This is a genomic window from Wolbachia endosymbiont (group B) of Germaria angustata (assembly GCF_964026725.1).
Classification (GTDB): domain Bacteria; phylum Pseudomonadota; class Alphaproteobacteria; order Rickettsiales; family Anaplasmataceae; genus Wolbachia; species Wolbachia pipientis_C.
Window position 1 is genome coordinate 460,437 of sequence record NZ_OZ034691.1, and the last position, 21,432, is coordinate 481,868.

Consider the following 21,432-nt stretch of genomic DNA (forward strand, 5'->3'; position numbering starts at 1 on the left):
TTTTTATATTAATCCAAGCTTTTTACGTGCTTCTATGATTATTAAATCTGCTGTATCTTTTAGATTGTCTTTATTATTAGTTGAGGAAGAGAGTATGCTACAAAACTCATAATTTGATAAATCTGCTATGTCCTCTAAAGTTTTAATATTATGTTTACTAAGAGCAATTTTATTATCTATTGATAAGGCTAAGTTGATTACATCGTCTTCCATACCTAAATTTTTTAGCTCTTCTATTTTTCTATCATTCTCTGCTTTCAGGTAATTGTTTGCTCTATTATGAAGTTCATTTGCAATATCTTCATTGAAGCCCTCTATTGAAGCAAGTTCCTTAATTGAAGTGTTAGATATATCTTCTACACTTGAAAAACCTTCTGTTACCAATAATTGGCCCATAATCTCTTCTAAGTTTAAAGCTTCAGCAAATAAAACTGAACATTGACTAAATTCTTTATTTCTTCTTTCTGATTCTTGCTGAGTGCTTAATATCTCAATTTTCCATCCAACAAGCCCTGAAGCTAATCTTACATTCTGACCCTTTTTTCCTATAGCTAAACTCAATTGATCTTCAGCAACTATTAACTCTATACAATTTTCATTTTCGTCAATAATGACCTTTGATACTTCTGCAGGAGTAATGGCTTTAATAACAAATTGACCCAAATCTGATGAGTAATGTATGACGTCGATTTTTTCACCGTTTAATTCGTGTATAATAGTTTTTATTCTATCTCCTTTAACTCCAACGCAAGCACCTACTGGATCGATATTCTTATCAGATGAAAAAACAGCAACTTTAGATCTTGAACCAGCGTCTCTAGCTATACCCTTAATTGTTATCAATCCGTCAGCAACTTCTGGTACTTCTTGATTGAACAATGCCTCTAAAAAGCCTTCATGAGCCCTAGAAAGAATGATTTGACGTCCATCGTCAGAGCGCTTAACAGCCTGTATGTAAGCTTTAACCTTATCGCCTTCACGAAATGACTCACCACCAATTAAGTTTCGTAAAGGGAGGTATGCTCCAATTCCGTTTATGTCTATAATAAGATCTGAATATTCTACTTGTTTAACGATGCCATACCTCATTTCTCCTACCTTATCTTTAAATTCCTCATATTGCTTTTTTAACTCTTCATCTTTGATTATTTCAGAAATCTTTTGCTGGGCAATTCTTGCTGAAACAAGATCAGTGTTAAGAGAAATCAACTCACTAATAGTATCTCCAACTTTTGCATCTTCTTTTATTAACTTAGCTTGTGTCAACTTAATTAAGTCACACTCATTTTCATTTGATTCATCATTAATGACTTTTAGTTGTCTATATGAGGTAACTTTGCCTGTGTTTTTATCTATATTAACTACAATTTTACTTTTGCTACCATACTTTTGTTGAGCTACTGCTTCGATAGCACTTTTAAGTGCATTTATTATAATATTAAAATCCAAACCTTTTTGAAGTGAGAGCTCTCCCGCTGTTTTTATTACATCAAGGCTTCCAACTATGTTATTCTTGTTGCTTTTCTGCTTAACACTGCTTTTACGATTAGCAATCATATAAATAAATCCAATTTAATTAGTTATAATTATAGCTTCAACAGGTAAAAAACGCTATCTTAAATGTTAAATGATTGCTAATTTAAGTCAAGTTTTTTCATGTCTTTGTATGATAAGCAATGCCGGAGTAAAGAATAAAGTTAAGACCGTTGCAGCCAATATTCCACTTGCTATGGTTGCTGAAATATCAACCCACCACTGGCTTGATGGAGCATCATATGTGATTTGTAGCGTAAAAAACTGATATTTAACCTAGTAATCATCGGTATTAAACCAAGAACTGTAGTTGCAACGGTAAGTAGTATTGGCCTGATGCGAGAAATTGAAGCGTTTATTATACATTGCTTAATGTTATTTTTGCGCACCTTAATTTGCTGATGAAAGGCATCAAGCAATAGTATATTATTATTCACTATAATTCCTGCTAAAGCAATTATCCCCACTCCACACATGACAACTACAAAAACTTTCTGAATAAGAAAGAAAATGAAAAATACACATGTTGTTGATAAAAACACTGCTGTCATTACGATAAATGTATAGTATATGTTGTTAAACTGTGCCACTAGCACCAATATCATCAATGTAATTGCTAATATAAAAGCCTTTAATAAAAATGCTCCTGATTTTTGTTGATCTTCCTTGTCACCTTTGAAATCAATCTTTACTCCTTTACTACAGTCTTGAGTAATCGAATTTTGAATGAACTTAACTCTTTCATCAACAAGATAGCCAGTATCAACGTCAGCAGAGATTGTTACTGTGCGTGATCCATCAATCCTACTTAGTTTATTTGCCTTTTTTTCGGGAACGTATTTCACTATGCTACTCATAGAATATGGTCCATTTGCTGTATTAATAAAAAGGTTATCTATAGTTTTCATGTTGCGATTCTTTCTGGGAAAGCGTAGTACAATATCAATTTCTTCATCTGTGTTATTTGGTCTATATTTTCCAATTAATACTCCATTTGTAACCATCTTTATAAAATCACCGATGGTTGCAACACTTACTCCAGAGCTTGTAGCCTTACTCTTATCAATACTCATATTCCACTCTATTTCAGGTGCTGATCTACTATCTTGAATATTTATAAATCCAGATGAAGGTTGGTCCATAATTTTTAGGATTTTCTCTACTACTGAATTCAAGTTGGATTCACTTCCGCTTAAGTTAATTTGTATTGGCTTGTCAGCTGATGGTCCTGACTTTTGTTCCTGTACATCAATTATTACTCCTTTTATGTTTTGCACACTGCTCCTTATATCATTTAGTATTTGCTGAGCTTTGCGCCTGCAGCGCCAATCTACAAGTTCCAATTGAATTTTGGCAATAACGTTGTCTGAAAATTTTCCTGACCGAGCATAAAAAACATAAATTTCTTTTTCAACACCCAAAATACGTTCTTCTACTTTCTTAAGTATCAAATCTCGTTCTTTGGCTGATAAGCTTTCTTTTACTTTAACGCTGATTAAAATGTTATCTGAATCTACATTCGGAAAGAACTTTAATCCAGGACCAAAAGTAAAATATAATATACTAGACAAAAATAAAACAAATACAACAACACATACAAATTTTTTTGGGTGATCTAAGACTTTCTCTAACATACGTACATAAGTTCTTATTATAAGCCCAGTATTTTTTACCTTACCACTTTCTATAGCACTCATTCTTATTATTTCTTTTTTTGAAGTTATTGAAGGTTTACCAAATATTGCACCAAGTGTTGGTATAAAAACTAAAGCCATAATTAGCGATCCAGTTAAAGTTAGAATTATTGTAATTGGTATGTACTGCATAAATTTACCGACTGTATCGGGCCAGAGTAACAGAGGGAAAAACACTGCTAATTTAGTCAATGTTGATGATAAAACTGGATAGAACATATCATGAACTGAGGTGCAAAAGGCTTCTACTTTATCCATGCCACAAATCATCTTTCTATCAGCATATTCGCTGATTACAATTGCATCATCAACCAGCATCCCAACTGCCATAATTAGACTGAAGAGCACAACTATATTTAGAGTAATACCCATTAGGTAAAGAGCCATTATTCCTATGAGAAAGGAGCCAGGTATTGATAGTGCAACAAGAATAGCAGCCCTTGTTCCCATAAAGAGCATTATTATGGTTAGTATTAGTAATACGGCAAATATTATACCATTTTCCAAGTCTTCAAGCACATCACGTACATTTTTTGACTGGTCATTCAAATAAACTACTTTTAAATTTTCAGGTAATTGATCTTTTGCTTTGTCCATTAAGTATTTTACTTGATTTACCGTGTCTATTATGTTTTTTCCATTACGTTTTGAAATTTCTAGTACAATGCTAGGTAGTCCATTAATACGAGCAAATCCTTGGTGATCTTCAAACTCAAGGTATACTTTTGCTATATCTTTGATTCTCAAAACTGCATCACTTTGAGATTTAATAGGAATATTCATAATATCTTCTATGTCTTTTAATAACCCTGATATTTTAATCGAATATTTACCGGTATCGTTTTCTAGTGATCCTGCTCCTACCAATCTGTTGTTGTTTGATATAGCTTGAAATATCTCATTTGATTGAATGTTATATTTTGTTAGAACTGTGGGCTCAATTATAACTTCAACTGTTTCTTTACGCATACCTGCCACTTCAACTTTAAGAACATTTGGCAGAGATTCTATTTCTTTCTTTAGTTTGAGTGCTATTTCAGTTAAAGCTCTTTCCGGCAAATTACCAATCAAGCCAACGTTTAGTATCGGAAATAAGCTCAAGTTTATTTCATTGATTATCGGAGATTCTGCTTCAATAGGTAATTTTGATTTTATGTTTAAAAGCTTTGAACAGACGTTATCAAGTACTTCTTTGTTATCATATTCTGTACCAAACTTAATTATCATGTGAGCACCGTCATTAGTTGCAAGTGCCTTTAGCTCTCTCACGCCCTCAATGGACCTTAGTTCATTTTCTATTGGAATAACTAATAACTTTTCACTATCCTCGACAGAAATACCAGGAAACCCGACAAATACGCTAATTATAGGAATCTGTATATCAGGATTGCTTTCTCTTGGCATTTTTATATAAGTGTATGAGCCGAAGGTAAAAATCACGATAAGCAATAATATTACTGTTCTATTCCTCTCTATAATTAAGCTTTTCATTCCGGACATATACGTATTTACATCATATTATAGCTAAGATAAATTATATATTAATTAATCCTTATATAGCTTTATGTAAATAATTAAAATTTTTATAATTTTGCAAGCGTAAGAAAATTTCTATATAATATGACTTTAGTATGGTATTTGAGGGATTATTATGGTAGCAGTTTTAAGTGTGACAGAAGGCAAGAATAAAGTGATCGTATCTGGGTTGGTTGGTGTTTCATCAACTTTAGTATTTTTAACAGTGATTCACATTGCTGCAAAGATAGCCATTATAGTTACTGCTGCTGCAGTTACTTACGCATTACTTTCATTGCTTAATAAAGCAGGAGCTAAGTCTGTTAAAACTGATGATATGTCAGAAGATGAAGGGTATAGCAGTGTTGATGAAGGTGAAGAAAAAGATACCGTAAAAGAACCAAAAAGAACTGAAACTGAGTTAGAAGAAGAAATAATAAGGAAAAGAGCACAAGAACGCATGGAGAAAGGATCACTTGGTGGCCCTATAAATGCGTTTGGCGAACCAATTCATGTGACTATAGATGCTGAAAATAGCAATCCTGTTGATTATACAAAAACTATGGTAGTGCCTGAGAAAATTATTCTTGGCATGCCAGATGATAAAACTCTTACACAAAATAGCTCTAGCTCTATAAAGAATCAGATGAAATCTCTTCCTGAACACATGGATGTATCTGGTAATCCACTTCCTGAGCAGCCACCAAGCAACCTTACCAATATAGGGCCTAAGTCTAAAAGTACGCAGAAACTATCTGCTGCAGACTTGCTATTACGGTATGGGAATGTAAATAATGATGTGAGGAAAAAGTGATAGAATGGCTAATTACCTCAAAGGAGTTTAATGGGTTAGGGTTTAACAGGTAGTTGCTATATCAAACTCTCCATCTTATATTGAGGATCAGATGCAATGCCATACACTCTATTTGGCGGAGCAATTTTGTTCTCTATACCAAAAACTATACCTTCAATTATTGCTGTGAGTACTTTTTCAAGGTTACAATCTGCTCCAGGAACACGGTGCTCTAGGCGGCATCTTTTGGAATCGTTGCCAAAATAGGGGATTCTTATTGCAGCAGTTCTGTTATTCACTCCCCAACTAATCGTCGTTGGAGTATGAATATCTGGGTACTGAAATCTTAAATATGAATCATCATTTGGAGCAAAAAACAACATATGTTTTTTCATCATTGCACATAATCCACCTATGCTGTGAATCAGGTAGTCACTATATTTTTGCTTCTTGCCATAAAATAAGTTATTATTATTTGAATCCATGAGGCTAACATGTACATTTAGTGCGCTGCCTGCTCTATCCAAATAAGGTTTTGCTTTAAAAGAAACATTACCATCGAACTCTTGTGCTGTTCCAATCAGTAATTGTTTTGCCAACTCAAAATGCATAATTAAATTATCAGAGCTCGTATAACAGTCACTTTTTATTTCATATTGGTTTAAAGAACTCTCTTTTTCACAAAAAAATCCAAGAGAAGCTATTTTATTTTTGATGCTATTCAGAAATAAATATTCTTTTTTTATTCCCTCAGTGTAAAACTCCAGTTCAATACCGAATACAGTATTATGACTCAAATTACTTAATATAATCACAAATTTACTTCAATAAATTTATACTAAATCAGCTATATTTATACAAGTACTTTACTTATTTATCAGTAAATTTAATATCTTATTTATACATAATATATTACTATTTTTTAATAACATACTTCTAATCCTCGGTACAAGCGACATTTACAAATTGATTGTTTTTATTTCAAAAAAATGATCAATTTTAGTGCTTTTATACTCTTTACAACTCGTCAAAAAATCCTCATAATTTTAGATATGTATTAAGTAGTGTTAGCTTTTTATCTTACAGTAAGCTATTGATTATCTTGCATCTTTCTGATTATTGTTCTTTCTTGGTGTGGTATATGAACTTAACTAACCCTAAGGTTTCTACTATGTTTTTTGATCAGATTATTACAGTAACGGACCACAATGTTACTTGGGAAAAAATCCAAAATTATCTCCATAATCTCTATGGAGAAGCAACATATAACAGCTGGCTGAGTTCACTAAGATTTATCAGCAACAGAAATGGAGAAGTTTTGTTGTCTGTACCAACAAGATTTATAAAGGAGTGGATTACAGTTCACTACATGGAAAAAATATTGTCATTATGGCAAAGCGAAGATCAAAGTGTATGTTCTATTGATATTCAATTAATTGAAGAAAGAAATTCAAATTCTAATACGATACTAAAAAATAGAGAGGAAAATAATCATAATCTTGGTTCACCACTAGATACCAGATTCACTTTTGATAATTTTGTGGTAGGAAAGTCAAATGAGTTAGCATTTACAGCGGCAAAGCGTGTAGCGGAATCTATAGATCCAATATCAGGAAGCAACCCTTTATTTCTATATGGTGGAGTGGGACTTGGTAAAACACATTTAATGCATGCTATAGCTTGGGACATAGTCAATTCTCCGTCAGCAAAAAGAAAAGTGGTATATTTATCAGCAGAGAAATTTATGTATCAATATATTACGGCGCTGCGGAGCAAAGATATTATGTTATTTAAAGAGCAATTTAGATCAGTAGATGTATTGATGGTAGATGATGTGCAATTTATCAGTGGTAAAGATAGTACACAAGAAGAATTTTTTCACACTTTCAATGCATTGATAGACCAAAATAAACAATTGGTTATATCAGCTGATAGGTCTCCTAGTGATCTTGATGGAGTAGAAGAAAGAATAAAATCACGACTTGGTTGGGGATTAGTTGCAGATATTAATGAAACAACTTTTGAATTAAGACTTGGTATATTGCAGGCGAAAGTGGAACGAATGAATATGTATGTTCCAAAGGATGTCCTAGAATTTTTGGCAAGGAATATAAAATCCAATATAAGAGAACTAGAAGGAGCATTAAATAAGGTTGCTCATACCTCTTTAATTGGAAGAAGCATGACAGTAGAATCAGCTAGTGAGACCCTAATTGATCTTCTTAGGTCAAATCATAGGTCAATCACAATAGAAGAAATACAGAAAAAAATAGCTGAATTTTTCAATATAAAGATTGCAGATATGCAATCTAATAGAAGGCTCCGCAGTCTTGCGAGGCCGAGACAAATAGCTATGTATTTCGCAAAGAAGTTTACGCAAAAAAGTTTACCAGATATTGGAAGAAATTTTGGTGGTAGAGATCATGCTACTGTTATACACGCAGTCAAACAAGTGGAAAATTTCATAAGAACTGACCCAAAATTTGCTGATGAAATCAATCGATTAAAAAAGATGTTTAAGTAGCACTTTATTAATGACAACCAGGCTGTTTTCATTTTTTTGATCAAATATCTTTTTCAAGTAGATTAAGTAAATCAAAGATCATTATTAGTATAAGCTAAGAGAAAATAGCTAGTCGATTGCTTAAAAAGTATATAAAATCACAATTTAAGTAGGAAATATGGCAATTAGACTTATTCCAGATAATCTTGATATAAGATTTAGTAAATATAGAAATTTGACAGCACTTGTTAGCGTTATTCTTATCATTTTTTCAATGCTTACTTTTATGCTGCGTGGAATGAATTTAGGTATAGACTTTACAGGTGGAATTTTGATAGAGATAAAATCTTCAAGCAAGGATGATGCTATTCTCGGTATATTAAAAGAGAGTGGATTTACGATACAGAGTTCAAAAGCTGGTAATAACTTAGTTGTGCGGTTTAAAGATGAGGGAGATGAAGATAAAATTAAAAAGGTTAAAAGTATATTAGAAAGCAAATTAGGTAATTTAGTAACTTATCGTAAAATAGATTATGTTGGTCCACAAATAGGCTCAACGCAGATATTTGAAGGGATATCAGCCATGTTAATTGCAATTATTGGAATATTTTTTTATGTTTGGCTTAGATTTAACTGGCAGTGTGGACTTGGTGGAATAATGGCACTGATCCATGATGTGATTTTAACTCTTGGCTTTATCAGCTTAACGAGTATTGAGTTTAATATTTCATCAGTTGCAGCTCTACTTACCGTGATTGGCTATTCAATCAATAATTCAGTGGTTATATACGATCGGATTCGAGAGTATAAAAAAAATAGAAAAGATGTAGAAATGGATGAAATAGTTGATGCTAGCATTAATTCTACACTATTTCGTACTATGTTAACTTCAGGTACTACTCTTCTTGCTGCTCTTCCTTTAGTGCTGATTTGTACAGGTGTGGTCAGAGACTTCTGCTTAATCATTTCTTTTGGCATTGCAATTGGCACCTGTTCCGCAATATTTATCTCTGCTCCTATATTGACCTGCAGAGCGTTGATAAGTAGAGTATAGAACGTTTAACTACGATATAATATTAGCTTATTATCCCTAATAGTGAAATAAAAATATCTCAAAAAGCTCATACCAAGTAATGAATGGGACATAGAGTGAGTATTAACACTAGCGTGCACATCATTAATTAAAAAATTTCCTATTTTAACTTGAGGTATTTGAACCACTCCAGCTTTTATTTGACCTTTTGCAGTTTCATATATTTTAAAGTCTTGAATGTTTTGTAAGTTAATACCAGCATGTAACGCATCTTTTTGCGATAGAACAATATCAGTTGCTCCGGTATCAAGCAAAAACGTTATATTACGATCATTGACTTGAGCTTGAATATAAAAATGTCCATCGTATGACTTTGTAAATTCGATACTTCTGCCATTTTGAACCCTTCCTTTGTACGGTAGAAAAGTGCTCAGAAACCTATTGCTTAGTTTATCTCCTTGTGAATCAATAAACATTGCTGTAATAACTATTATCAGTAGCCAAATAACTAGATTTGTTGCTGCATTCATATTATTAAAATTTGAAGCCATAAGAGTAAATTTTTAAGATTAGCGTTAAAAGCTGTTATTAAAAATAAGTAAATTTTATTGTTTTAGTACAATATTTAATATATACTTTAAGGAGGTATGTTCGATTTAATTTCATGTCAGAAGCAAAAAATTTAATTTTAGCAACAATTCTTTCTATATTGATTATAGTATTATGGCATATTATTTATGATAATTTTCTTAACACGAGCCAAAGCCAACCATCGATTGAAAATATTGAACATATCGAATCTTCTAACGACCTTGCTCCTATGATATACCAAAATCGTTCTGAAATTATTAATTCTACTAGAGAACAGAGAGTTAATTTAACCAATAACATGCTTGAAGGATCAATTTCTCTGAAAGGTGCAAGGTTTGATGACTTAATCTTAACTAACTACCACTTAGAACCGAGTTCTTCTTCTCCACAAGTGGTGTTACTGTCACCTGCAGAATCAAAAGATGTATATTTCGCAGAATTTGGGTGGCTCGATCCGAATGAAAAGATTAAAGTTCCAGATTCTAAAACAGTATGGCAAGCAAATAAACTCAATCAAAAAGAGGTCAATTTATTTTGGGATAATGAAAATGGCATTTTATTTAGAATGAAAATTAGCCTTGACGATAACTACATGTTTAAAGTTGAGCAAATTATTGAAAACAATACAAAAGATAATGTAGTTTTAGTTCCCTATGGTAAAATCAATCGTAAACGTGATAATATTAATGAATCCTATTGGATATCACATGAAGGAGTACTAGGTGCATTTAACAATAAGCTAGAGGAGTGGACATATAAGGATATTTCTAAGAAGCGTTTAATAAAGGCAAGCACGAGTGAAAAAAATTGGTTTGGTTTTGCTGATAAATACTGGCTTACAGCCATCATACCTGAGAAATCAGATAAAATAAATGTGAGCATTAAACACACGAATGTTAATAACATTGATAAGTTTCAAGCAGATTTTGTTAGACCGTACACACACATACTTCCTGGTACAAGTGCTTCTACTCTGAACTACTTTTTTGCTGGGGCAAAGAAATTAAATTTACTTGATTCTTATAAAGACACTCTCAATATACCTTTGTTTGATAAGGCTGTAGATTTTGGTGTTCTTTATTTTATAACCAAGCCGGTGTTTTTACTGCTTGAATATTTTAACTTTGTTTTGAAAAATTTTGGCTTAGCAATATTATTGCTAACTTTAGTAATCAAACTTTTGATGCTTCCCTTATCTAATAGATCATATATTTCGATGTTCAAGGTGAAAAGCCTGCAGCCTGAATTAACTCGTATAAAAGAGTTGTACAAAAATGACAGCTTAAAGCAGCACAAAGAGACAATTGCGTTGTTCAAGAGAAACAATGTAAATCCAATGTCGAGCATTTTCCCTATGCTCATACAAATACCAGTATTTTTTGCTCTGTATAAAGTATTATTTGTTACTATAGAGATGAGACACGCCCCTTTTTATTTATGGATTAAGGATCTTTCAGCTTCTGATCCAACAAACATTTTTACATTATTTGGGTTGTTTAATTATAACTTTCCTATTTCTATAGGCATTTTACCTATAATTTTCGGCGCTACCATGATAATTCAGCAGAAGCTAAGTGAGAACGATCAAACCAGTAAAGATGATATTCAAGTAAATGTTATGAAGTTTTTACCTTATATTTCTGTCTTTATTTTTTCTTCTTTTCCTGCCGGCCTGGTAATATATTGGATATTTAGTAATATTATAACTCTGGTTCAACAATCATTAATAAAGTTGCTTTTAACAAGAAAAGTGGGGATGAATGTCGAAAATACTAATAGTTAATTCAATTTACCACACTGAAATAGCGAACCTTTTGCTTGAAGGTGCAGTCGATAGATTAAAAGAAAGTCATGCAAGCTATGATATAATTGAAGTTCCTGGTGCATTTGAGATACCAGCTACAATTCTCTTTGCAGTAAAAAGCAAGAATGCTAATTATGATGGTTATTTAGCTCTTGGATGTGTAATTCGTGGTGAAACTGATCATTATAAATACGTTTGTAAAGGAGTAATCGAAGGCTTAAATGAAGTTATTATGCATTATGCAATACCCCTTGGTATGGGCGTAATTACCGCTGACAGCAAAGATAAAGCACTAATTAGAGCTGACAAAAATAAAAAGAACGTTGGTGGCCATGCAGCCTCAACTGTTTTGCATATGATAGATCTACACAATAAATTAAAATAATGGAGGAAAAACCAGTAGATAAAAAGTGGCGCATAAAAAGAAGTACGGCAAGATTTCTTGCTGTACAAATTGCTTATTCAAATATTTTTGTAAGTTACAACAAAAGCACTTTTAAATTGGAAAATTGTGAGCTTAAGGACTACATAAGTACGTTGAAAGATATATTTGAATGTGAAGAATTTGAACATCAGTTCTTAGAAAACTTGTTATGTAAGGTTATAAAAAGCAGTGAAGAATATGATAAAATAATAGAGTCTTATTTACACCCAAGCTGGTCACTTTCACGGTTAAATCTTATAAGCTTATCTATTTTGCGTATTGCAGTATGTGAGTTAATTGATTTTGATACACCAGCACCAATTGTTATTAATGAATATACTAACATTGCATCTGATTTACTTGATGCTCCAAACAAAATTGGCTTTATTAATGGGTTGTTAGATAAGGTAAAGGATGCAGTCAGACTAAATAAAAATCCTTAGTAACTTCTCGTAAGGTATTCGTTCAGTAGGGTGGAAAAATAAGATAGAAAAGACAGCTATAGAAATAAATGGTGTTATCCAATATGATGGCAGTGCTCCTTTTTCTGTCATCCCAGTGCTTTACACTGGGATCGAGATTGCAAGTAATGCATTCGGTTTGGTAAGTATGGATTTTGCGTTATAGAATGAAACACTTTTGGTAAAGAAAACTGGATCCCAGTGTAAAGCACTGGGATGACACCACTTTTGCTTCGATATTTACACATTAGTCATGCATCTGAACGGATACTTTGAGATAGCTTCTATAATAAGCTTAAATAACTAACACTAAAAAATGAAGGGCAGACTTATTTAGTCTACCCCTTTTATACTTAGTTTTATAATGATCTTTCGTTCTTTTGTTGTTCAGCTTCTGGTGATTTAACACTTGAGCTTGGCTCAAGTTTAGTGATGAGTTCTTTAGGACCATTTTCTTCAGAGCCTAAACTTAACGTTTCTAACTCTTTTTTATATTCAGGTATTAATTCATACTCACCTTTATCATTTTTTTCCTAATGAATTTATCTTTAATAATCCATTATTGTTATCCATTTCCTTACTTATAGCAGTAATGTAGTAACTTTTACTTCCTAAGCTAAAATATATAAGATACTCATCGGGGATAACACTGCCATCTGGCTTCTTATTTCGGTTGTGTTTTTTGATATACTCAAAACCTTCATCTTTTACTTTCACAAATAGATCTCCTTCACAACTTTTAATAACAATTCTTGGAGCTTTAAGCTCAGATATTTCATTGTTTTTGATGATGGAATATATTGCTAAACTAGCCAGTGCAACAGCAGCAAATGCTAAAACACTTATTCCAAGTGGTGTAGCTGCAAAAACTGCAATTGGTGCTAAAAGCGAAGTTGAAGACACCCAATACGGTGTTGAAAGTGCTACTGCTGTGCCTATAACATACAGAGAAGTAAGCGCTACAATTGCAATGTTTGTTTTATGACGGTGGGTTTTTAAAATTGACATAATTTCCTCTTAAAATAAGTTAATAATATATTAATATTATATATTAAAAAATCAATACAGTCAACTTACATATAAAAAACTACCTACCGCTTGAGCCAAAGCCCCCTTCATTGCGGACGGTTTCTTCTGTGCAGAATTCTTCTCTGTCATCCCAAATTACCTGAGATACAGGAGTGATGAGGATTTGTGCGATTCTATTTCCTCTTTTTATTTCATATGGCTGATTACTTAGATTGATTAGGCAAACTTTAACTTCACCTCGATAATCGGAGTCTATAGTGCCCGGAGAATTTAAGACAGTGATTCCATGTTTTGCAGCAAGCCCAGAACGTGGGCGTACTTGTCCTTCAAAACCGTTTGGTATTGCAATCACAATGCCAGTTGGAATAAGTAACCTTTCAAGTGGATTTAAAATAACAGAGTTGTCCAGTGCGGCATAAAGATCCATGCCAGCACTCTGCGTAGTTGCATAACATGGAAGAGACAAGTCTTCTCCGTGTGATAACTTTTTTATTTCTACTTTAATTTTGTCTCTTTGCATTTTTATTCACCAGTTATGAAAATTTGATTGTAGCATGTAAATTATGCCTGTAAAAGATAAGAAAACTACTTGACAAATATTGCCAACTTTCCTTATTATGACATTAAGGGTATTTATGACTCAAAACTTGTTTTTGACCTGCAGGCTCAATAACAAAAATTCAGTAAAAAACTTAAGGTACTTATTGGCGGATTACATAAAATTATAGCGGCTGCATGTCTTTTTTATTTTTTCTACATTCAGCCAAAACGCGCTTATTTTAAGCGTTAGCACATTATTACAGCGCCAGTTTAAATTATTATAGGGTCAAACTCACTAAGTGGGGATCCTTTTGCCTTTTTTATAATTAGTAAATTTATTAATATTTTGGATTAGTGAGGAGTCCTATAGAGATAGCACTTGATGCTGGAATCCAGCCTTTCTGCAATCTCATCGAAAACGTTGTACCACCCTTTCTATGCTAGTTTGCTTGTGAGCAACATGGATCCCAGTGTCTGGGCATGGGATAACACCATCTGTTGTACCTGCAAATTGCAATCTTCGTAACCGTATCTGTGAGATGGAAAAAATTCAAATTATAAATGAGTTGTATAATAGTATTTATGCAGCATTAAAAGCAAACTCTGATTTAAAGAAATATGTTACTAACATCTATAATTACCTGCCTAAGCAGGTTACTATTCCTTATCTGAGATTGCGCATAGTAAATTATGTTAACCTGCATATGCTATCTAATTTTGCTACAAAAGTAAGATTTTCATGCGACATATATACTTATCATATAAGCAGCATGCTTGCTGCTATAAAGCATGTTAGCTTGGTGGTAAAGAGCATTAGTAGTGAGACCATTTTGGAAAGTAATTGTGCTATAAATTAGCATGATGAAGTTTTACATTCAACAATTAATTTTGATATTTTAATACAAGGAGGTAGCGATGAGCAAATTACAGCTGAAAATTAAAGGTCATGACAATAATTTTGTTGTGCTGAATAATATACGAAACTTAAGGTTTACTTTGCGTAATAACAAAGAAGAGATGAAAGATATTTCCTCTTTTGGCTGGAGAAAAGTGCTTGATTGTGCTGGAAGTAGAAAGATTACAATAAAAATTAATGGCATTTTAAATTCAGTATTGGCTGATGAATTATTGCGTAATTCTGCAATGTTAAACTCTAATAATGATTATGAGATTAGTTTTAATGCTAAGGAGAAGATAAAACTCAGGTGTTCGGTTGAATTATATGAGAGATATTACGATCCTGCCACTTTTGACAGCTTCACTGTAGTTTTAGCCAGTGCTGAAGTTGTGAACACTTTTCATTAGTGTTAATTTAATTTTTTCATATACAATAATAATTAAGTGGGAATAAATTAAAAAAAATTATGAACGATGAGGATCTTTTCGAAGAAGGCGATGATAATGTTGAAGAGAATAGCGATGACAGAAGAGAAAGGAATTTGAAGAATGAAAATCAGCTTGAAGAGCAGTGCAAAGAGTATTTAAAACCTTTCGAGGATATTTTAAGTCAAATTGATGAAGGAGTTGATAATTTAGATAGTTACGAAAGGACTATGCAAGTAAAGCGAAGTATAGATAGGCTCATAGAAACCTTATATAGCCAAGCAGCATCTGAGGATATTGATGTAGAACTTGAAACCACAAAACACACTAGCGATAAATCAGAGTCCAAGAAAAGAGTTCTGGAAAAGAGAAGAAAACAACTGATGGAAGAGATCTTAAGTTTTCAACAACAAAAGGAGCTAATGAATAGTAGGGAAAAACATGAAGTAGCAAGTGATGGGGATGTTCAGAAGGCAAAAGCACGAGTGAAGTCTTCAATTAGGGGAGTGTTGTTTTCAGTTATTGCTCATAGAATGGATCCAAGAAGGAGGGCAGGGGAAACTGCTGATGACAATGAAAAGCAAGCTCGTATGTACGGTAGAGAAGCAGTTGGTGGAGTTTTAGGTGGATTGTTCAAGGCGTTTTTAACTGCAGTTGCTGCTGTTGTGCGCGAAATTGCTAAACCACTTCAACATATGAACACACAAGAGACGTCTTTTGCAAAACAAGTTGAAGAAAGTAGAAACCAAGATTCACAAAAAGGTCGATCTGTGTAGGTCAAAGTATAATTTCAAAAAAATTTTTGAAATCGTATGTACTAAACAATATCTACTCAACGCAAATTACAACAAACGCAGTAGCATAATCTTGATCATCACTTAGAGAAAGGTGTATCTTGTAGTCTTTTGAGATGAAATCCTTTCTGACAGCAAGACATGGCTTGCCTTTCACATCACTGTATATTTCTATATCTTTCATTATAATTCCCTGGCTAAATCCAGTGCCTAGCGCTTTAACAAAAGCTTCCTTTGCAGCAAAGCGTTTAGCAAAATATTTTGCCCTTACTTCTTGGCTATTATATTTTTTGCTTATCTCTATCTCCTTCTTAGTATAGACTTTATTGAGAAATTTTTCCCCGTATTTTTGTGATATTCTCAATATTCTGGGTATATATACTATGTCAGTGCCAATACCGTATATCATTTTGCGCTAAAACGATTTATTGCTTCTTCAACTTGTATTTCCTCTACCTCTCCAGTTGCCCTATTTTTTACTTCAACTATATTTGAAGTTACTGCTTTCTTTCCAATAATTATTTGCCACGGCAAGCCTATCAGATCCATTCTGGCAAATTTCACTCCTACACTTTCGTCCGTATCATCATAAAGCACTTCATCGCTTTTCAAAGCTTTGTATATTTTATCTGCAGCCTCCGTTACTTTTGTTTGTAAATTGATCAAACCAACTTTAAAAGGAGCTACTGCCTCTGGCCAGATAATTCCTTTATCATCATGGAAAGCTTCTATTATTGCGCCAACAAGCCTTGAAACTCCAATACCGTACGAACCCATATGCATATTAACATTTTTTCCATCTTGAGAAGTAACACTTGCCTTCATAGGCTTCGAATATTTATCACCAAAATAAAAAATATGCCCTATTTCAATACCCTTGCTAACATTTAACTGTTCTTGCGGTATAGGACAAATTTTAGGATCATGCATATCGTCTGCAACTGCATATATGCTCTTCAGGCTTTCAATATCTTCACTCTCTAGCAGTTCAGAAAATTTATTGTCATAATATAAAGTGCTCTCACCGGTGCTTGCCAATATATGAAATTCATGACTTAAATTTCCTCCAATTGGTCCTGTATCTGCCCTCACTCCAATTGGAGTAAGCCCCATTCGTTTGAAGATTTTTATGTAAGTTTTGTACATCATGTTATATGAGTTTAGTGCACTTTCGTAATCTACATCAAAACTATACGCATCCTTCATCAGAAATTCTCTGCCTCTCATAACGCCATAACGAGGTCTTACTTCATCACGAAATTTCCACTGAATTTGATATAAACAAAGTGGCAAATCTTTGTAACTTTTTACCGTATTTCTAATTAAGTCAGTTATCACTTCCTCGTGCGTTGGACCAAAAAGCATATCGCTTTCATGCCTATCTTTAATACGTAGCATTTCTTTGCCGTAATCATCGTAACGTCCTGACTCTCGCCAAAGACTTGCTGGCTGCACACAAGGCATCAACACTTCAATTGCACCAATTTCATCTCTGATAATATTTTCAATATTTTTAAGTACCAAAAGACCAAGCGGCAGCCAAGAATAAATTCCAGATGCTGTCTGCTTGATTAAGCCCGCACGTAACAAATATTGATGAGAAATAATTTCAGCACCAGCCGGGGTTTCTTTTAAAGTTGGCAGGTAATATTGAGATAAACGCATTTCATAAATCTGATTGTACTAAGTAATCTTAGTACAATCAGACCTGTAGGTAAACTTATTTTAAGAAGAGTGTACTACTTTCTCTTACCTTGATCCATGACAATTTTAAGTTGACATGCGTATGCTTTTTTCACTAAAAAATTTAATCTTTTGACTAACCAAAGAAGATGGTTTTTGCACCTCATTATTCACTGGGTCAACATTATTTGCTTGTGCTGCAGGAGAAGCTTCACATTTCGCTTTTGAATTAACAGGCTTAGGCGATATCGGTGGCTTCTCTACCTTTGATGCAGAACGTGGTGGAGTTGTGGATTTAGGTTTTACATTATCATCAGATTCATGACCACTGTCAGAACTATCCCTTCTTTTTTTATTGTCTAGTTGAGGGTTTAGAGGTGTTGAATATGTACTTTCATTATCGCTCCAATCTTGTTCAGACTCTTCACTACTTCTACTCGATACACTACCACTACGACTCCGTAGTGGTGAGATTATAGCTGATATTTTACTGAATGCCCCGTACAGGTTACTTGGCTGTTGTACGTTGTCCTTTCCAACAATTCCTTTCCTTCGGCTTTTAAGCTTTTCCTTCAATTCATCTGAAAAATCTTGTGATTTCCCATCTTTGTTATTACCTGGTGTCTTAGCATTTTCAACCTCATTGTTAACACGTTTCAACTTAACACCTCCTTTTCTTATCTGTTCAAGCAGAGCAGAACGATCATGCTCAGATTCATTAGCCTTCTCCTGTGCACCATTCTTAGGTTTCTCCGTACACTTGGAAGCTGTAGGAGGAGGTGGTAGTGGTGCAGCATTTTGTGGCAATGGAGGAGGTGGTGGTGGTGGTGGTAAAATGGGTGTTTCAGCTATTACTGAAAGTGATGATGTATAAGTATTGCTCTGTTCAAGTTCTTTTGCTTTCTGTAAATCTTGTGATTGTTCTCTACCAGGATCAACTTTTTTCTCGCTGTTTATTGCAGAAAGGTGTGAATTGATAAGATATGCAGCTAAGCTCAACATAACCGATGCAGAAACAAAAGCAATAACTGTGAAAAGTACTGGAGCACTTAGTGTTGCTGAAATCGCAAGATAAGTATATATACCAGCTGTAACACTAGATATACATAGCAACAAAGTAGCAATTGAATATTTTAAGGCAGTTGCCTTGCTTATGCCAACTGAAGTATTAACCAAAATGGGAGTATCGATTTTTTGTTCTGTTGCAAGTTGAATAGGATTCTCAGATAGCCCTTTTTCTGATTGAGTACTATTGTTAGTTCCTGAATTACTGGAAGGTTTGTTACTATTACAATTACCTTGTTGAGAACTAAAAACTCTAGTTGATACAGGCTTGTGAGTTAATCCTCTATTTGGCTCACTCTGTCTAATATTGCTTCCTTCATCTGCAGTTTCGCTATTTACATTATGTTCTTCTTGTTTTTTCTTAAATAGTGGATTTTCTGCAAAATTAAGAGATGATTGTTGAACAGGACTCTTAGATTGAACTTTTCTTAATTGAGTGCTATTGCTGGTTTTTGATGGAGTACTACCAAGAGTGTTTTCATTTTTATCGTTATTTTTCGCTGGCTTCCAATTTTTTCCCAAATCTGCAGGTAGTGGAGGTGGGGGGGTGGTGGAGCTGATGATGGTGTGTTGTTATTAGATAAATCATTAGTAAGCATTTTTCTTCCTCATTATTAATATTATATTAATAATTAAATTATTAATACTTGTCAATAATTTATGAGTAAGTTAATACTAAGATAATATATAATAAAAAGAAAAGAGAGAGGAGCAGTCTTCTAAGAAGAAATAGAAGCTGTCTTAAACCTCAAGTCATCACTTTGTTACTACAGCACATTATCAATGTTTTGGTATAGAGTAATCAGAATTTAGTGTTAGCTATTTTTATGATAACCTCTCTTAAACAATTGATATTTTGCGGTGTTTGTGATAAAATGATAGCTTAAGGCTTAAAGTAAAAGTTTATGAGTGAAGCACAAGGTCCAAATATTGCAGAATGGCAGGCACAGCAGCAACACCAGGAAGCCGCTAGTGAGAAAAGTGGTTTCGGTCTTGGTCATAGCGACTCTGTTTCAACAATTGTGGATGGAATGAAGTGGATGTTCAACTTTCATGAAGGAGCAATTGCTGCTTATAATAATGTGTTTGAAGGTTTGGTCAGTGGTAGCAGTCTAGTAACGTTATTTGGGAAATCAGGTAATATGTTTGGCATAAAATTTCTTGAAGGTCTTGCAGAATATTTTTCAGGTGGTGGTGGAGAAGATATGCCATCAGAAGGAATGGGTATGGACTACGGTGATGAGGGGCATCATCCGGATGATTATCCCCACTCTAACAATGAAATAGCTCAAAGTGCCGATGGTTTGCATGATATGCATGATGCAGGTGATCATCATGGCCAATCTTTTTCACCTGGTCCTTCACCATCTGTTGGTGATGATCATGAGCTTGGTTACTAAATAACTAAGAAGATTTTATTGTAGTTAGTGAAAAAAGTTTCAGTTTTAGGATCAACAGGAAGCATTGGAAAAAAGACTGTAGATTTGCTCTCAAAGAGAAAGGAAGAATATCAGGTGGAAGCACTAAGTGCCAATTCTAACTTTGCTCTACTAGCACACCAAGCAAAACTGCTTAATGCAAAATATGCTGCCATTTCTGATGAAAGGTTCTACAAAGATTTAAAAGAAGATCTACTTGGTACAAACGTCAAAGTAGAAGTTGGTGCTCCAGGTCTAGCAAATGTTGCTTCTCTACCCGTTGATCTCTCAGTTATTGCAATAGTTGGCATCGCAGGCCTTGAGCCAGTTATAAAGGTTATAGAAAGCGGTACTAAAGTTATTGCTCTAGCAAACAAAGAGAGTATTGTTTGCGGTGGTAAGTTACTACTTAAAAAAGCTAAAGAAAGGAGCGTACAAATAATTCCCATCGACTCTGAACACAACGCAATTTTTCAAGTTTTGCAAAATGATGATAAATGTGTAGAAAAGATTATACTCACTGCCTCTGGTGGACCATTTTTAAATTATAGCCTTGAACAATTAAGAAATATCACAGTAAATCAGGCACTAAGTCACCCTACTTGGAAAATGGGAAAGAAAATCTCAGTTGATAGTGCAACAATGATGAATAAAGCACTAGAAATAATAGAAGCACATCATTTATTCAATATCAGTCCAAATAGAATTGAAGCAGTAGTGCACCCTGAATCGATAGTACATGGAATTGTCGTTTATCACGATGGATTCAGCTTTGCTGTGCTTGCAGAAACTGATATGGAAATTCCCATTGCATATGCTTTGTCTTGGCCAGAAAGATCAACTTTAAATCATAAATTAGATTTAACAAAGCAAGGAAAATTGACCTTTCAAGAACCAGAACACAAATGTTTTTCTTCACTAAAGCTAAGCATGGAAGTGTTAAATTCTTCTTCTCCACATACAAATAGTATTGTTTTGAACGCTGCAAATGAGATAGCTGTTAATGAATTCTTGAAATCACGAATCAGCTTTTTAGAAGTAGTAGAGGTAGTAAAATCAACAATAGAAAACTTTGACAAGTACTCTGATATTAACTCACTATCTGACATAATAAGTGTCGATTTTGAAAGCCGTATTCTTGTCAATGAAATCATAAAAAGTAAAGGTATCTGTTCAGCAGAGTGATAAAATAAGGTAGACGAGAAAAGACAACTAAATGGTCAAGTAGC

The 21,432-nt window shown here is 33.7% G+C and carries 17 protein-coding genes and 3 pseudogenes; 11 read left to right on the forward strand and 9 right to left on the reverse strand.

Translation table 11 applies throughout. The annotated features are described in order from the left end of the window. Positions 1–3: 3 nt before the first annotated feature. Together nusA and AAGD63_RS02320 are read right to left on the reverse strand one after the other, a co-directional pair. Complete coding sequence (nusA, locus tag AAGD63_RS02315) at positions 4–1,557, reverse strand: transcription termination factor NusA (protein ID WP_341813681.1); 1,554 nt, start codon at positions 1,555–1,557, stop codon at positions 4–6. 87 nt (positions 1,558–1,644) lie between these two features. Then, positions 1,645–4,718, reverse strand: a pseudogene (locus AAGD63_RS02320) (efflux RND transporter permease subunit). A 160-nt stretch (positions 4,719–4,878) separates the two neighbouring features. On the opposite strand from AAGD63_RS02320, the pseudogene AAGD63_RS02325 reads away from it, so the two are divergent. After that, positions 4,879–5,609 (forward strand): annotated as a pseudogene (locus AAGD63_RS02325) (hypothetical protein). A 3-nt stretch (positions 5,610–5,612) separates the two neighbouring features. Here AAGD63_RS02325 and AAGD63_RS02330 read toward each other — a convergent pair. After that, a complete protein-coding gene (locus tag AAGD63_RS02330; RefSeq protein ID WP_341813682.1) occupies positions 5,613–6,350 on the reverse strand; it encodes a glutamine synthetase in 738 nt (245 codons plus the stop codon). Between the two features lie 326 nt (positions 6,351–6,676). Between AAGD63_RS02330 and dnaA the strand changes: the two genes are divergently transcribed. Both dnaA and secF read left to right on the forward strand, forming a co-directional pair. Beyond that, a complete protein-coding gene (gene dnaA, locus AAGD63_RS02335) occupies positions 6,677–8,059 on the forward strand; it encodes a chromosomal replication initiator protein DnaA (protein ID WP_012481713.1) in 1,383 nt (460 codons plus the stop codon). Between the two features lie 157 nt (positions 8,060–8,216). Continuing rightward, positions 8,217–9,092, forward strand: coding sequence for a protein translocase subunit SecF (gene secF / locus AAGD63_RS02340; protein ID WP_264331122.1), 876 nt, complete (start codon positions 8,217–8,219; stop codon positions 9,090–9,092). Positions 9,093–9,097: 5 nt separating this feature from the next. Here secF and AAGD63_RS02345 read toward each other — a convergent pair whose 3' ends face one another. Continuing rightward, on the reverse strand, positions 9,098–9,622 hold the full coding sequence (locus AAGD63_RS02345) for a TIGR02281 family clan AA aspartic protease (RefSeq protein WP_341813683.1): 525 nt from the start codon (positions 9,620–9,622) through the stop codon (positions 9,098–9,100). 113 nt (positions 9,623–9,735) lie between these two features. On the opposite strand from AAGD63_RS02345, the gene yidC reads away from it, so the two are divergent. The 3 genes from yidC to nusB are packed head-to-tail and all read left to right on the forward strand — an operon-like array spanning position 9,736 to position 12,333. Next, positions 9,736–11,445, forward strand: coding sequence for a membrane protein insertase YidC (gene yidC / locus AAGD63_RS02350; protein WP_341813684.1), 1,710 nt, complete (start codon positions 9,736–9,738; stop codon positions 11,443–11,445). Continuing rightward, complete coding sequence (locus AAGD63_RS02355) at positions 11,423–11,851, forward strand: 6,7-dimethyl-8-ribityllumazine synthase (protein WP_264331124.1); 429 nt, start codon at positions 11,423–11,425, stop codon at positions 11,849–11,851. Before yidC ends, AAGD63_RS02355 begins: the two co-directional genes overlap by 23 nt. After that, positions 11,851–12,333, forward strand: coding sequence for a transcription antitermination factor NusB (nusB, locus tag AAGD63_RS02360; protein WP_006014794.1), 483 nt, complete (start codon positions 11,851–11,853; stop codon positions 12,331–12,333). The genes AAGD63_RS02355 and nusB overlap by 1 nt, the downstream gene beginning before the upstream one ends. Positions 12,334–12,873: 540 nt before the next feature. On the opposite strand, the gene AAGD63_RS02365 is transcribed toward nusB, so the two are convergent. After that, complete coding sequence (locus tag AAGD63_RS02365) at positions 12,874–13,359, reverse strand: hypothetical protein (RefSeq protein ID WP_341813685.1); 486 nt, start codon at positions 13,357–13,359, stop codon at positions 12,874–12,876. Positions 13,360–13,438: 79 nt separating this feature from the next. After that, a complete protein-coding gene (gene dut / locus AAGD63_RS02370; RefSeq protein ID WP_341813686.1) occupies positions 13,439–13,900 on the reverse strand; it encodes a dUTP diphosphatase in 462 nt (153 codons plus the stop codon). 559 nt (positions 13,901–14,459) lie between these two features. Here dut and AAGD63_RS02375 point away from each other — a divergent pair. The 3 genes and pseudogenes from AAGD63_RS02375 to AAGD63_RS02385 all read left to right on the forward strand — a co-directional run bounded on the left by AAGD63_RS02375 (position 14,460) and on the right by AAGD63_RS02385 (position 16,019). Next, positions 14,460–14,861: pseudogene (locus AAGD63_RS02375) on the forward strand (DUF3168 domain-containing protein). Further along, positions 14,836–15,225, forward strand: coding sequence for a phage tail tube protein (locus AAGD63_RS02380; protein ID WP_007302803.1), 390 nt, complete (start codon positions 14,836–14,838; stop codon positions 15,223–15,225). Before AAGD63_RS02375 ends, AAGD63_RS02380 begins: the two are co-directional and overlap by 26 nt. 59 nt (positions 15,226–15,284) lie before the next feature. Further along, a complete protein-coding gene (locus AAGD63_RS02385; protein ID WP_341813687.1) occupies positions 15,285–16,019 on the forward strand; it encodes a hypothetical protein in 735 nt (244 codons plus the stop codon). Between the two features lie 52 nt (positions 16,020–16,071). Here AAGD63_RS02385 and AAGD63_RS02390 read toward each other — a convergent pair whose 3' ends face one another. The 3 genes from AAGD63_RS02390 to AAGD63_RS02400 form a co-directional block, all read right to left on the reverse strand. Further along, complete coding sequence (locus tag AAGD63_RS02390; RefSeq protein ID WP_341813688.1) at positions 16,072–16,446, reverse strand: holo-[acyl-carrier-protein] synthase; 375 nt, start codon at positions 16,444–16,446, stop codon at positions 16,072–16,074. Continuing rightward, entirely contained in the window at positions 16,443–17,702 is a 1,260-nt protein-coding gene (gene proS, locus AAGD63_RS02395) for a proline--tRNA ligase (protein ID WP_341813689.1), read from the reverse strand. The genes AAGD63_RS02390 and proS overlap by 4 nt, the downstream gene beginning before the upstream one ends. A 105-nt stretch (positions 17,703–17,807) precedes the next feature. Further along, positions 17,808–19,307, reverse strand: a complete 1,500-nt coding sequence (locus AAGD63_RS02400; protein WP_341813690.1) for a WH2 domain-containing protein — start codon at positions 19,305–19,307, stop codon at positions 17,808–17,810. A 383-nt stretch (positions 19,308–19,690) separates the two neighbouring features. Here AAGD63_RS02400 and AAGD63_RS02405 point away from each other — a divergent pair, with 383 nt between their 5' ends. Together AAGD63_RS02405 and dxr are read left to right on the forward strand one after the other, a co-directional pair. Further along, positions 19,691–20,185: a hypothetical protein gene (locus AAGD63_RS02405; RefSeq protein WP_341813691.1), complete on the forward strand. Its 495-nt coding sequence runs from the start codon at positions 19,691–19,693 to the stop codon at positions 20,183–20,185. A gap of 27 nt (positions 20,186–20,212) precedes the next feature. Continuing rightward, the gene (gene dxr / locus AAGD63_RS02410) at positions 20,213–21,388 is read left to right on the forward strand and encodes a 1-deoxy-D-xylulose-5-phosphate reductoisomerase (protein ID WP_341813692.1); all 1,176 of its coding nucleotides are present in this window, start codon (positions 20,213–20,215) and stop codon (positions 21,386–21,388) included. Positions 21,389–21,432: the final 44 nt, after the last annotated feature.